This window comes from Saccharothrix sabaoui (genome assembly GCF_051756985.1).
Classification (GTDB): Bacteria; Actinomycetota; Actinomycetes; order Mycobacteriales; family Pseudonocardiaceae; genus Actinosynnema.
The window spans coordinates 61,529-75,186 of sequence record NZ_JBPKJK010000026.1 but is presented as its reverse complement, the minus strand read 5'-3'; the positions used below and the strand labels follow the sequence as shown (position 1 = coordinate 75,186).

The 13,658-nt window shown below is 74.2% G+C and carries 9 protein-coding genes; 5 read left to right on the top strand and 4 right to left on the bottom strand.

Going from position 1 to position 13,658, the window contains the following annotated elements; translation table 11 throughout:
* The 3 genes from ACR807_RS10940 to ACR807_RS10930 all read right to left on the bottom strand — a co-directional run.
* Positions 1-3,111 (bottom strand): beta strand repeat-containing protein (locus ACR807_RS10940; protein ID WP_438921130.1); only part of this gene is annotated, 3,111 nt, incomplete at its 3' end.
* 260 nt (positions 3,112-3,371) lie between these two features.
* Entirely contained in the window at positions 3,372-4,196 is an 825-nt protein-coding gene (locus ACR807_RS10935; protein ID WP_438921129.1) for a hypothetical protein, read from the bottom strand.
* A gap of 181 nt (positions 4,197-4,377) precedes the next feature.
* Positions 4,378-6,615 (bottom strand): hypothetical protein, encoded by a 2,238-nt coding sequence (locus tag ACR807_RS10930; protein ID WP_438921128.1) that lies wholly within the window; start codon positions 6,613-6,615, stop codon positions 4,378-4,380.
* Between the two features lie 109 nt (positions 6,616-6,724).
* On the opposite strand from ACR807_RS10930, the gene ACR807_RS10925 reads away from it, so the two are divergent.
* Positions 6,725-7,927, top strand: coding sequence for an AI-2E family transporter (locus tag ACR807_RS10925; protein ID WP_438921127.1), 1,203 nt, complete (start codon positions 6,725-6,727; stop codon positions 7,925-7,927).
* Between the two features lie 43 nt (positions 7,928-7,970).
* Here ACR807_RS10925 and ACR807_RS10920 read toward each other — a convergent pair whose 3' ends face one another.
* On the bottom strand, positions 7,971-9,167 hold the full coding sequence (locus ACR807_RS10920) for a diguanylate cyclase (RefSeq protein ID WP_438921126.1): 1,197 nt from the start codon (positions 9,165-9,167) through the stop codon (positions 7,971-7,973).
* Positions 9,168-9,371: 204 nt separating this feature from the next.
* Between ACR807_RS10920 and macS the strand changes: the two genes are divergently transcribed.
* The 4 genes from macS to ACR807_RS10900 all read left to right on the top strand — a co-directional run bounded on the left by macS (position 9,372) and on the right by ACR807_RS10900 (position 13,639).
* Positions 9,372-10,490, top strand: a complete 1,119-nt coding sequence (gene macS, locus ACR807_RS10915) for a MacS family sensor histidine kinase (RefSeq protein WP_438921133.1) — start codon at positions 9,372-9,374, stop codon at positions 10,488-10,490.
* The gene (locus ACR807_RS10910) at positions 10,487-11,140 is read left to right on the top strand and encodes a response regulator (RefSeq protein WP_438921125.1); all 654 of its coding nucleotides are present in this window, start codon (positions 10,487-10,489) and stop codon (positions 11,138-11,140) included. The genes macS and ACR807_RS10910 overlap by 4 nt, the downstream gene beginning before the upstream one ends.
* Positions 11,141-11,143: 3 nt before the next feature.
* Positions 11,144-11,767: a DUF1707 SHOCT-like domain-containing protein gene (locus ACR807_RS10905; protein ID WP_438921124.1), complete on the top strand. Its 624-nt coding sequence runs from the start codon at positions 11,144-11,146 to the stop codon at positions 11,765-11,767.
* A 411-nt stretch (positions 11,768-12,178) separates the two neighbouring features.
* On the top strand, positions 12,179-13,639 hold the full coding sequence (locus tag ACR807_RS10900; RefSeq protein ID WP_438921123.1) for an SDR family oxidoreductase: 1,461 nt from the start codon (positions 12,179-12,181) through the stop codon (positions 13,637-13,639).
* Positions 13,640-13,658: the final 19 nt, after the last annotated feature.

Below are 13,658 nucleotides of genomic sequence, written 5' to 3'. Positions count from 1 at the left end.
GGGCAGCACGGTGGTGTCCTCCAGCGCGCCGAACACGGTCAGCGCGTCCAGGCCGGCCAGCGCCGGGGCCTGGGTGCGCTCGACGCGCGGCAGGCCCGGCAGGGCCACGTCCTGGAGCGGGTTGACGTCCAGGCCGCTCAGCGACGCCGGCGGGAGGGCCGGGGTCGTGGTGCGCGGCTGGGCGACGCCCGGCACCGGCACGACGAACGGCAGGGCGATCGGGGCGGCCACGGGCAGGGTCGGCATGCTGCGGCCCGCGCCCGGCAGGGTGGCCCCGACCGGCAGGGTCTCCACCAGCGCCGGCAGCTCCCGGGTCTCGTCCAGGCCCAGGACGTCGCCGGACACCGGCAGCTGACCGGCGAAGGAACGCTCGTCGGCCGTGCCGGGCAGGACCTCGACGACCCTGGGCAGCTCGCGGGTGACCGCGGAGAGCTGGTCGGTGGGCAGCTCGGTGCGCGGGACGCGGGTCTTCACGGCCGGCACGTCGCGGGCGGGGCCGATCTTCGACACGCCCTGGACCAGCAGGCCGCGCAGCTCGTGCGGGGTGGAGGCGCGCAGCGCCCACCGGGAGTCGGACAGCAGGGCCAGCACGTCCAGGTTCGGCAGTTCGGTCGCGCCCATCAGGCTGTCGACGCCGACCGGGAGCTGGACGCCCTGCTCCGCGCTCCGCGCGGTCTCGTGGCGCTGCTCACCGGTCAGCACCCGGCTGCGGTCCGTGGTGCTGGTCTCCGCCTGGCCCATCACGTCGAGCGGCACGCCGAAGAAGCGGGCCGCGGCGCGGCCGGGCAGCTCCAGGTCGTGCGCGCTGCCGGAACCGCGACCGGAGGTGTCGGTGGTCCCGCCCGAGCGGCTCTCCACCACGCTGTCGGTGGTGGTCTTCGCGATGCCGAGCGCGGAGACCGAGTCACCGTGCACCGCCGGCTCCGCGCCGAGGGGGGCGGTGAGCAGGTTGCCGGACCAGGAGCTGTCCTCGGCCGAGGTCAGGTGACGACCGCCGGCGGCCAGGTCGGAGCCGCTGTCCACGTCGGACCGGCCGTTGCCCGCGACCGAGGCCGCGTCGCCGAACACCTGGAGCGGCACGGTCGGCTGGGCGCCGACGCCGTTGCCCGACAGGGACGCGTCGTCACCGGAGGTGTAGACGTCGCCGCCGGAGAACGACCCGAACTCGTTGCGGCTCTCCGAGTCGACGTTGCTGCCGGCGCCGATCGCGCTGCCGAACACCTGCGGCGAGGACGCCTCGGGCACGGACAGCACGTTGCCGGACAGGGAGCCCTCGTCGCCGGTCGTCACGGCCGTGCCGCCCGAGCGGGAGTCGAGCTTGTTCGTCGTGTCCGAGGAGCCGTTGCCGACGCCGACGACCGAGTCGCCGAACACCTGGGCGGGGTTGGAGGTGGGCACGTGCACGATGTTGCCGGACGCCGAACCGTGCTTGCCGTTGGCCTTGGGCGGGTTGCCCAGGTCGATCTCGGTGTCGCTGTCGGTGCGGGACGTCGGGTTGGCGACCGCGCCGCCCGAGTTGCCGAACACCTGGCCGCCGGCGGCGGTCGGGGCGGAGATGACGTTGCTCGACACCGTGCCGTTGTCGTCGTGGCTGTCGGCCACGGCGCCGGAGCGGATGGTCTTGCGCTCCGAGGAGTTGCCGGCCGACGAGCCGGCCGCGCCGACGCCGTTGCCGAACGCCTCGGCGGGCGCGCCGATCGGCACCTGGCCGATGTTGCCCGAGCCGACCGCGTCGTTGCCGGTCGACCCGTTGCGGCCGCCCGCGTCCGCGGTGACCTCGTTGTCGCACTCGGAGCCGGCGATGCCGCCGCCCGCCAGGCTGTTGCCGCACAGGTCGACCGCGCCCGCCGGGGGCAGGTTGGCCGAGTTCGCCGACAGCACCGAGCGGTCGCCGTCGGTGTACGTGTCGCCGCCCGCGGTCGCCTCGGCGTCGTTGGCGTGCCGCGACGAGCTGTTGCCGACGCCCGCCAGCGAGTTGCCCGCGCCCGACGTGGGCAGGGCGATCGGGACGTCGGCGAAGTTGCCCGACAGCACGCCGTCCTGGGCCGAGCTGACGCTGTTGCCGCCGGCCTCGGAGCGGTTGGCCGACGAGCTGGTGACGTCGGAGTTGCCGACGCCGGCGAACGCGTTGTTCGCGCCCGACACGGGGCCCGCCAGGGACGGCTGGACCACGTTGCCGGCGAGCGTGCCGTCGTTGCCCGAGGTGGTGGACCACTTCTCGTAGCCCTGCTCGACCTCGGTGTCGCCCGCCTTGGCGGACGCGCTGTTCTCGGCCTGGGCGTCCGCGTTGCCCGCGGCGCCGACGCCGTTGCCGCTGACCGCGACCACGGGCGCCAGCGGCGCGCCGAGGACGTTGCCGCCGGCGGTGCCGCGGTCGCCGGAGGTGCGCAGCACACCCGGCGCGGCGGCGTCGTTGGACGCGGCCGAGCGGCTGTGCGAGTTGCCGCCGGCGGCGAACGCGTTGTTGGTCACCTGGACCGGCGCGGCGGCCTGGGCGGCCGCGACGTTGCCCGACAGCGAGCCGTGGCGGCCGGACGTGGTGACGTCCCCGCCGGCGGTGGCGTCCTGCGCGGTGGTGCTGCGGGTCTCGGCGTTCGCCAGGCCCGCGACGGCGTTGCCGCTGACCTGCGGGGAGACGGCGGCGGCGAGCGACGCGACGTTGCCCGAGAACGCCCCGTAGGAACCGTCGGTCCTGATGTCGCCCGTGCTGTCGACGGACTTGGCGCAGTCGCCCTCGGTGTAGGCGTCGCCGCCCGCGGCGACGGCGTTGCCGCACACGCCGACCGGCACGACGACGTCGGCGTCGGCGGTGTTGCCGCGGGTGATGCCCGCGGTCTCGACGCCCTGGACGCGCTCCTGCACGTCCTGGACGCGCTCCTGCACGGCGCGGAGCAGCGGGTTGGCGGGCGCCGCGATGCGGCCCGCCGGGGTGCCCGACACGCTCGGCGTGCCGATCTCGCGGTGCACGGTCGGCAGGTCGCGGTTGCCGACCGGGGTGCCCAGGTTGTTGTGGTCGACGTCGACCGGGACGCGGACCTTCGCGTCGAGGGGGTTCGGGGGAGCGTCGGGGTTGACGTTCTCCTGGGCTGAAGCGATGCCGGTACCGAGCATCAGCAAACCACCAGTGACAAGTGCGGTCTGAAGACCGCGCTTGGCCCAGGTTTGCATGGTTTCTCCTTCTTTCGGTGTCCCTTGCGGGAGGTGAAGGGTGGTCGGACGCGGCGAGCGCGTCGGAGTGGACGACCACCCGGTTCAGGGGGGTGGGGTGCGCGGCGTCTCGACCTGTCGCGGGAGCGCGCACGACTGTGGCGCGACGGTCGATTACCGGGGTCAGCTCGACGGGGGGAGCTGCCGCGGACCGCGCGCTTCGGTCAGTCGGGGGTGATGCCGGGCTGCTTGCCCGGCGTCACGGTGTTCCGCTCGGTGGCGGGGAACAGCGCCCTGGCCACGGCGGGGTCGAGGACGGCGGTGGAGAAGGCCGCGAACGGACCGCTGCCACCACCGGCGGAACCGGCGCCGTCGCCACCGCAGGCGCAGTGCGCCGGCACGCCCGCGGGGGGCGCGAACGGCAGCGACGGGAGGCCGGACGGGTCGCCCGGGAGCGGGGACCCGTTCGTGGCCGGCACGACCGGGGCGGTGTGCCGGAACGCGTCGAGCCACGTGCGGCTCGACTGCGCGAACACCCCGTGCACCACCGGGGTGCCGGCGGTGACCGGCACGGCGGTGGTGGTCGGGGTGGTCTCGGTGACGGGCCGCGGCGCGGCGGCGGGGGCCTCGACCAGGGGGTCGGTCGGCACCGGCCGGGACGGTCGCGGCTCGTGGAACAGGGTGCCCACCTGGCCGACGGCGCCGCGGATCTCCTCCGCGACGCGGCCCAGGTCGGGCGGCTGCGGTTCCCGCACCTGCGGGCTGCGCAGCGCGGCGTCCAGGTCCTGCACGGCCTGGCCGACCCCGGTCTGCTCGACCGGGGTCAGCCCGAACCCGGGCAGGGAGCCGCCGAGCGGGCTCGTCGCCCGCGAGATCCCGGTGACCGCGTCTGCGTGGTCGACCGGGGTCTCGGCGGAGGCGGGCGCCGCGGACAGCACCCAGGCGGCGGCGGTGCCGGCGAGCGCGCCGCCCGCGACCAGCAGGGCGCGGGAGAGCAGCCGCCGAACGCGGCTCGCCCCCGTTCCCGTTCGCTGGTCTGCGGCCGACATCGCTGGTCCTTCCACCGGAAAGCACTGGGGTTTCTGCGGAATCGCGTCGGCGATGCGATCGAGCCGATCAAGCCGACGCCGAGAGACTGCCAGTTGCCGAGCCGGACGCGCACGCCTTCCGGGCCGGGTTCCCCGGATCGTGTGACGGCCACGGTGTGTTGCGCCACGTGACGACGGGTAGTCACCCTCGCTTGAGGACGCGCGTCGCGCCGGCCGCCGCGGTGGACGCGAGGATCCAGCCGACCGCGATCAGCGTGCTGGAGATCCACTGCGAGGCGCCGCTGAACTTCCACTTGCCGTCCTGGCCGAGGTCCACGATCGGGATCAGCAGGTCGATCGCCAGCAGCCAGGCGTTCCAGGTCGGCGACTCGTCGTCGTTGAGCTTCGGCATCTCGTGGCCCAGGAACCACAGCGCGCCGGACAGCCAGAACGCGGCGAGCCAGCCGATCGCGAGCCACGGCCGGTAGCCGTAGCCGACCGTCCAGCGCTGGAGCGCGCCCCAGACCCGGCCGGCCAGGTGCAGCTCCGAGTAGCGCCGGTGCTGCTTCTCCAGCTGCACCCGCTGCGCCAGCTCCTCCTCGCCGCCCTCCCGGTACACCGCGGCGAGCTGCTCGTACGGCCCCGGCGCGAAGTCCGGCTGCACCTCGCGCAGCCACCGCAGGCGGGTGCGCACGTCCACGTGCGGGGTGGACGAGATCGACGAGAACGTGAAGTCCTCGACGTCCACGCCGCCGGTCGCCGCCCACAGGCCCGGCCCGTCGAGCACGGTGGCGGCGGCGACCCTGGTGAGGATCACCCGGCCGACCGGCGCCTGCTCGCCGGGCAGCCGCAGCACGAGCTGCCGCACGGTCAGGCCGTAGGCGTTGAGCGCGATGGCGGACCCGGGCCCGCCGAGCCGGGCGCCCGCGAACGTGGCCATCTTGCCGACCTCGGCCAGCCGGACGCGCACGCCGCCCGCGGCGGTGAAGCCGTGGCTGCACAGGAGGTCCTTGCCGATGGTGGCGACGCGCGCGTCCAGGGAGGGCTTGACCGTGCCGTCGGGGCGGCGGCGCGGCGAGAGCAGGGACGCGCCGGAGCAGTCGAGGGTCGAGCCGATCTCCGCGTTCTGGAGGCGCAGCGAGCCGAGGGCGGACAGGTCGCGCAGGAACAGCGTGCCGCCGACCCGCAGCCGGTCGGCGAACAGCACGTCGATGCCCGGTCCGTGCAGCCGCACGCCGGACAGCGAGGCGCTGCCCCGGATCTGCGCGTCGACCAGCCGCACCTGGCCGTGGGCGCGGAAGGCCGAGCCGCGACCGCCCCGGCCGTCGGCGGAGCCCCTGGCCTCCAGGTCGCCGCGCACCTGGACGCCGTCGGCGTGCAGCGCGACCGGGATGCGCTGGACCGCCTCGCCGGTGTCGGGGTCGGTATCGGGGTCGGTGGTTCCCGCGGTGGTCCCCGAGGTGGCTCCCGCGGGCTCGGCGGGACCGGTGAGGTCGTCCACCGCGTCGCGCCGGCCGATCACCGCGCCGGACAGCCGCAGGTAGCCGCCGATCTGGGCGTTGGGCAGGCGGACCGTGCCGGACGAGGTGAACCCGTCGTCCAGCTCCACGTTGCCGTCGACGCGGGCGCGGTCGGCGACCAGGGTGGCGGCCTCGTCGGCGGTGCCGCGCGGGATGACCAGCACCGGGCGGTCGACGACGCCGGCGTGCAACCGCGCCCCGGAGAACACGACGCTGCCGCCGACCCGGGCCCCGTCGAGCAGGACGCGGCCCTCGGCGGTGAACCGGCCGCCCTCGGCGTCGCAGAACAGGGTGCCCGCGATGGTGATGCCGGTGGCGTCCAGCGCGTTCTGCCCGACGTTGAGCAGCCGCGCGCCGCCCAGGTGCACGTTGCCGCCGACGTTCGCGCCGCGCAGCCGCACCTCGCCGCCCGCGCGCACGGCGATGGCCTGCAACGAGCCGGACAGCCGGATGCGCGCGGCCAGCAGGGCGTGGTCGCCCCTGGCCCGCAGCACCGCGCCGGCCAGCCGGAACGTGCCCTCGACCGAGGCGTCGGTCAGGTCGACCACGCCGTCGCTGGTGAACCCGGCCTCCAGCACCAGGTCGCTGCCGACGCGCAGGTTGCGCCCGCGCAGGCCGGGCACCCCGCAGCCGCGCATCCGCAGCCCGACCAGGCGGGCCATGCGCAGGTCGGGCGGCTGCTCGAAGGTGCAGTCGAGGAAGTCGACGACGTGGTCGACGCGCCTGCCCTCCAGCGCGAACGGGCCGACCACGTGCGCGCCGGTCAGCCGCAGGGCGGCGGTGCGCGGGCCGTCGGCGAGCAGGTCGGTCAGCAGCTCGCCGCGCACGGTCCGCTGCCGCCGGGGCGCCCTCGCGTCGAACGCCAGGCGACGACCGGCGGCGAACGCCTCGCGCACCGCCTCCTCCACGCTTCCGCTCACGGTGCCGATCCGATCACCCGCGGTGCCCGTCCCGCCAGGTTTTGCGTGGTTTGCGTCGCAGGTGCGCGGTCTACCCCCAACCGCCACCTACCGGGGATACGGTGATCGAGTGACGCGCAGCAAGAGGGATGACCGGTCCGAAGACAGCAGGGTTCCGGGGTTGCTGCGCGTGAGCGCGGCGCTGAGCTGGCGGTTCGTGGCCGTCGTGGCCGCCCTCTACGTCGTGTTCCACGTGATCGGCTTCCTGGCGAGCATCGTCATCCCGGTCGGGATCGCACTGCTGCTGGCCGCGCTGCTCTCGCCCGCGGTGACGCAGCTGAACCGCTCGGGCGTGCCGCGCGGCGTGGCCACCGGCCTGGTGCTGGTGGGCGGGCTGGCGCTGGTGGGCGGCGTGCTCACGTTCGTCATCAACGAGTTCTCCAAGGGCCTGCCGGACCTCCAGAAGCAGGTCGGCGCGAGCCTCGACCAGATCCGCGTCTGGCTGCGCGACGGGCCGCTGCACCTGAGCGACGTCCAGTTCCAGGAGTACGTGGACGAGGTCGTCAAGACCATCCAGGACAACCAGGCCGACATCACCTCGGGCGCGCTGACCACCGCGGCGACCCTGGGCGAGATCCTGACCGGCCTGGTCCTGGCGCTGTTCACGCTCATCTTCTTCCTGCACGACGGCGACGGGATCTGGCGGTTCATGGTCCGGATCGTGCCGCGCGACGTGCGGGACCGGGCCGACGTGGCCGGGCGGCGCGGGTTCGCCTCGCTGGTGTCCTACGTGCGGGCGACGGCGCTGGTGGCCGTGGTGGACGCGGTCGGCGTGGGCATCGGCCTGTGGATCGTGGACGTGCCGCTGGTGGTGCCGCTGTCGGCGCTGGTGTTCCTCGGCGCGTTCATCCCGATCGTCGGCGCGGTGATCACCGGCGCGGTGGCGGTCCTGGTGGCGCTGGTGGCGGTGAGCCCGGTGGCGGCGCTGGTGGTGCTGGCCATCCTGATCGGCGTGATGCAGCTGGAGAGCCACGTGCTCCAGCCGCTGCTGCTGGGCCGCGCGGTGAAGCTGCACCCGCTGTCGGTGGTGCTGGCGATCGCGGCCGGGTTGGTGGTCAGCGGCATCGCGGGCGCGCTGCTGGCGGTGCCGCTGCTGGCGGTGCTGAACTCGGGCATCCGGTCGCTGCTGTCGGAGTCGGACCGGGACGTGGAGCCGCGCGAGGTGGACGTGCACGAGCCGCAGGAGAGCGGTTCGGTGGACATGGTGGGCGACCGGGTCGAGGACATCGGGGGCGAGGAGCGCCCGGGTCCCGGCCACAGCGGCCGGCGGTGACCCGGTCACCCGGTCGGCTTCCGGGTCGGGCCGCCCTCGCCGCTCAGGCCATCTCGACGAGGTTGCGGCCGTAGCCCTTGGCGGCGAGCAGCGCGGCGTCGGCGGCCACCAGCAGGTCGGGCAGCTCGTAGCCGAACCGCTGGGTGGTGGCCACGCCGATGCTCACGGTCAGGCCGGTGAGCAGGTGGTCGCGGCCGTGGGTGTCGACCGTCGGCACGGCCAGGTCGGCCACGGCGTGCCGCACGCGCTGGGCGACCGAGCGGGCCACGGCGGGCTCGGCGTCGGGCAGCAGCACGACGAACTCCTCGCCGCCGAACCGGCCGACCAGGTCGCCGCCGCGGACCATGCTGGTCAGCAGCAGCGCGACGGCGCTGAGCGCCGAGTCGCCCGCGAGGTGCCCGACCTCGTCGTTGACCCGCTTGAAGTGGTCGAGGTCGAGCAGCAGCACGGCCATCGGCCGATCGGCCGTGCGGGCCTTGCCCAGCTCGTAGCGGGCCCGGCCGTCCCAGTGCACGGCGTTCGCCAGGCCGGTCTTGAGGTCGCGCTGCGCGGACCGGCGCCAGTGCGGCAGCTGCGCGGCGCGTTCGAGCAGGGCCAGCGGCGGGCCGGCCATCAGGGCGTGCACGGCGGTGGCGACGGCGGCGAACCCCATCAGGCCGCCGATGCTGACCGCGACGACACCGAGCGTGACGTCGATGGGCTCGCCGACGACCTCCTCGCCGGACGCGCGCGGGTTGCGCAGCTTCAGGCCGACGGCGATGAGGCCGGCGCGCAGCACGAGCAGCACGGTCGCGCCGACGACCATCACCAGGAGGTCGGTGGCGGGATCGGCCCAGCCGATGACGAACCGGGTGCCGAACACGGCCAGCGCGGTCGCGGACAGCGTGAACACCCAGCGGTGCGACTCCGGGCGCTGCGACAGCACGCCGTGCAGCGCCGGCCCGAACAGCAGCAGGACGAGCAGGTTGCACGGCAGCGCGACCAGGCCCGCGGTGAGGTAGCACAGGTGGGCGGCCCACGGGTTGCGCTCGGTCTCGCCCATCCGGTGGCTGTGGATCGAGCTGCCGATGATGACCGCGCCCGCGGTGGCCGCGATGGCCGCGAACCGGCCGATCTCGACCGACCCGGGCTGCGGCGTCGCCGCGATGACGTACACGACCACGGCGAACGCGCACAGGTCGACGAGCAGCCAGTAGGCCAGGGCGGGGCGCGGCAGCGTCCACAGTGGCCAGTGGCGCACGATCGACCCTCCCTCGCCACAGGAGCGGCGCCCTCCCGCCCCCTGCGGGGCGGACGCCGGTAGATCACGCTCGGTGATCCCGGCCAGCCTTTCACAGATGACGGTGGTGGAACAGACGGCCACCTGGGGGTTAGCCAGACCACCCCGGCACGGCAAGATTAGGGGTGAAGGGAGCACACCGTGCACACAAAGCCATCCGATCAGGTGCCCTCGGCGCTGGAAGACCCGGTCGGGCACCTCTGGCGGGGAACGGTAGCGCTACGCGTAGTGACATTCCTGTTCGCGTTGGGCAACGCGGTGCGCCACCACTCGGAGTACGAGCGGACGTGGCTCGCCTGGCTGGCGATCGCGGTGATGGCCGGCTGGTCGGTGTTCACCATCCGCGCCTACAGCCGCGAGAGCGGCAGGCGGCCGTGGGTCGTGGTCGCGGACCTCGTCGTCACGTGCGGCCTGATGTCCCTGTCGCCGCTGATCATGACCGACCAGCAGTTCCTGTTCAACGTCCCGCTGATCACCACCATCTGGGCGTGCGGCCCCGCGGTGGCGGCCGGCGCGCTCGGCGGGCAGGTCGCGGGCGCCGCGTCCGGGTTCGCCATCGGCTTCTTCACCTACCTCAACCGCGGCGGGATGAGCGTCGACCTGGTGCGGGACCTGGTGCTGCTCAGCGGCGCGGGCTTCGTGATCGGCATGGCGTCGTCCACGGCGCGGCGCACGTCGGTGCGGCTCGCGCAGGCGCTGCGCACCGAGGCCGCGACCGCCGAGCGCGAACGGCTGGCCCGCTCCATCCACGACGGCGTGCTCCAGGTGCTCGCCCGGGTGCGCAAGCGCGGGCTCGAACTCGGCGGCGAGGCCCGCGAGCTGGCCGAGCTGGCCGGCGAGCAGGAGGTCGCGCTGCGCTCCCTGGTCGCCGCCGCGCCCCGCGAGTCCACAGTGGATGGCGACGCGGACGTGCGGCCCGGGCTCCAGCTCCTGGCGTCGCCCCGCGTGCAGGTGTCCACCCCCGCCACCCGGGTCATGCTGCCCGCCGCCACCGCGCACGAGCTGACCGCCGTGGTGCGCGAGGCGCTGTCCAACGTGGACAAGCACGCCGGGCCGGGCGCGCGGGCGTGGGTGCTGCTGGAGGACCTCGGCGACGAGGTCGTGCTGAGCGTCCGCGACGACGGGCCGGGCATCGCCGAGGGCAGGCTCGCCTCCGCCGAGGCCGAGGGGCGGATGGGTGTCGCCCAGTCCATCCGGGGCCGCGTGGAGGCGTTGCGTGGGACCCTTGAGCTGCAAACGGGGCCGGGGGAGGGCACCGAGTGGGAGGTGCGGGTTTACCGATGAACGTGTCCGTGATGGTGGTGGACGACCACCCGCTGTGGCGCGACGGCGTCGCGCGCGACCTGACCGAGCGCGGTTTCGAGGTGGTCGCGACCGCGGGCGACGCCGCGTCGGCGGTGCGCATCGCCCGCGCCGTGCGCCCCGACGTGGTGCTGATGGACCTCAACCTGGGGGAGACGACCGGCGTCGAGGCCACGACGATGATCACGGGCGCGCTGGCCGGCACCCGGGTGCTGGTGCTGTCGGCGTCCGGCGAGCACAGCGACGTGCTGGAGGCCGTGAAGGCCGGCGCGTCGGGCTACCTGGTGAAGTCGGCGTCCGCCGAGGAGCTGGTGGAGGCCGTCACCCGCACCGCGGCCGGCGACGCGGTGTTCACGGCGGGGCTCGCGGGCCTGGTGCTCGGCGAGTACCGGCGGATGGCCGCGAACCCCGACGAGGAGGACAAGCCGCAGCTCACCGAACGGGAGACCGAGGTGCTGCGGCTGGTGGCGAAGGGCCTGACCGCGCGGCAGATCGCGAACCGGCTCGTCATCTCCCACCGCACCGTGGAGAACCACGTGCAGTCCACCCTGCGCAAGCTCCAGCTGCACAACCGCGTCGAACTGGCGCGGTACGCGATCGAGCACGGGCTCGACGTCGAACCGGAGGGCTGAGCCATGACCGAGGGTGCCGTGACCGGGAGTCCCGACCCGAGGAACTTCCGCGTGTCCGACGCGGAGCGCGAACACGTGATCGGCCTGCTCCAGAAGGCCATCGGCCTGGGGCTGCTCACGCTCGACGAGTTCACCGAGCGCACCGACATCGCGCTGGCGTCGAAGACGAGGGGTGAGCTGAACGCCGTGCTGCTCGACCTGCCGGGCATCGTGCACAACGCGCAGGTGCCGCCGGCCTCGGCGGCCTCGGCGGCCACGCCGGTCGCGCTGGTCGAGCGGCAGGAGCTGAAGGCGACCATGTCCTCGGTCAACCGCAAGGGCAGCTGGACCGTGCCGCGGCGGTTGGTCGTGCACAGCCGGATGGGGTCGACCCAGCTGGACTTCCGGAAGGCGAGCATCCCGCACGCCGTGGTCGACATCGAGCTGGACGTGACGGCGGGGTCGGTGAAGCTGGTGCTGCCGGACGGGGCGACGGTGAACGCGGAGAACGTCGAGCTGGCGGCGAGCAACATGAGGGACAAGGTGGGGACGGGCGCGGACGGGCGGCCGCACTTCGTGGTGCACGGCTCGGTGCGGGCGGGCTCGGTGGAGATCAAGAAGAAGCGGAACTGGCTCAAGCACGCCTGACCCCGCACGAACGAGCGACCGCGCGGGTTGCCGGCCGGTTCGACCGGGCGACGACCGTAGGGTGGGGCGTGGTCCGGGCAGACGCGCCCGGCCCATCCCTGCCCTGCCCACCCCTGCCGGGGATCACCCGATCGAGGCACGAAGATCGGGTATTAATGGTAAGGGGGATGTTGTTGCCGGAAATGTGGAGGCGGCGGCGCACCGGACCTGTGCCCTGTGACGCCTGCTCCACCTGACCGCGCCCCGTGAGGCCGACCACCCAGGTCGCTGTTCTCCGCTTGAGCGCTTCAAGCGCGGAGCACCGAACGCGGTGACCCGCGAGGCAGCCGAGCGGGACCGGGCACCCGGCGCGCGTCCCGGCCCTGCGCCCCCCGTCGTGCGGAACACGGCTGTTCCGCCCAGGATCGGGGTATGCGCTGCCTCGTCACCGGAGCGACCGGCTACCTCGGCGGACGGCTCGTGCCCCGCCTCCTCGCCGAGGGCTACGACGTCCGCTGCCTCGTGCGCTCCCCGGAGAAGTTGCGGGACGTGCCGTGGGCCGACCGGGTCGAGGTGGTGAAGGGGGACGTGCTCGACCCCGCCTCGCTGGACGACGCGATGCGGGACGTGGACGTCGTGCACTACCTGGTGCACTCGCTGAGCGTGGCCGACTTCGCCGACGCCGACCGGCGGGCCGCGGAGAACACGGCGCGCGCCGCCGAGGACGCGGGGGTGCAGCGGATCGTCTACCTGGGCGGGCTGCACCCGCCGGGGGTCGCGCTGTCGCCGCACCTGTCGTCGCGCAAGGAGGTCGGGGACGTCTTCCTGCGCTCCGCCGTGCCCGCGGTGGTGCTCCAGGCCGCCGTGATCATCGGGTCCGGGTCGGCGAGCTTCGAGATGCTGCGCTACCTGACCGAGCGGCTGCCGGTGATGGTCACGCCCCGGTGGGTGCACAACCGCGTCCAGCCGATCGCGGTGCGGGACGTGCTGCGGTACCTGGTGGGCGTGGTGCGCGCGCCCGCGGAGGTGAACCGGACGTTCGACATCGGCGGCCCGGACGTGCTGACCTACCTCGACATGATGCTGCGGTACGCGCGGGTCGCCGGGTTGCGGCCTCGCCGCGTGCTGCCGGTGCCGCTGCTCACGCCGGGCCTGTCGTCGCACTGGGTCAACGTGGTCACGCCGGTGCCGAAGTCGATCGCGAAGCCGCTGATCGAGTCGCTGGTGCACGAGGTGGTGTGCCGGGAGCACGACATCGACGACCTGGTGCCCGGCGAGACGACCGGGTACGACCGGGCCGTGGAGCTGGCGCTGGCCAGGGTCCGCGACGCGGACGTGGAGACCCGCTGGTCGGGCGCGTCGGTGCCGGGCGCGCCGTCGGACCCGTTGCCGAGCGACCCGGACTGGTCGGGCGGCTCGTCGTACTGCGACGTGCGGGAGAAGGAGACGCACGCCTCGCCCGAGCGGCTGTGGGAGGTGGTCGAGGGCATCGGCGGCGAGCACGGCTGGTACTCGTTCCCGCTGGCCTGGGCGGTGCGGGGGTGGTTGGACCGGCTGGTCGGCGGGGTGGGGCTGCGGCGGGGGCGGCGCGACCCGAGGCGGTTGCACGTGGGCGAGGCGCTGGACTGGTGGCGGGTGGAGGCGCTGGACCGGGGCAGGTTGCTGCGGTTGCGGGCGGAGATGCGGGTTCCCGGTCTGGCCTGGTTGGAGCTCCAGGTCGTGCCGCGCGGGACGGGGTCGACGTACCGGCAGCGGGCGGTGTTCGTGCCGCGCGGGTTGGCCGGGCACGTGTACTGGTGGCTGGTGTGGCCGTTCCACGGGCTGGTGTTCGGCGGCATGGTCGGCAACATCGCCTCTGAAGCTGAACTTACGAGTGAATTCAGAAAGTCCTGATGGACTGCACAACCGCCCG

Bases quoted from the DNA above. Each gene is read 5' to 3' on its own strand.
- ACR807_RS10910 (WP_438921125.1), top strand. From the start codon at position 10,487: ATGAACGTGTCCGTGATGGTGGTGGACGACCACCCGCTGTGGCGCGAC.
- ACR807_RS10900 (WP_438921123.1), top strand. From the start codon at position 12,179: ATGCGCTGCCTCGTCACCGGAGCGACCGGCTACCTCGGCGGACGGCTC.
- ACR807_RS10905 (WP_438921124.1), top strand. From the start codon at position 11,144: ATGACCGAGGGTGCCGTGACCGGGAGTCCCGACCCGAGGAACTTCCGC.
- ACR807_RS10935 (WP_438921129.1), bottom strand. From the start codon at position 4,196: ATGTCGGCCGCAGACCAGCGAACGGGAACGGGGGCGAGCCGCGTTCGG.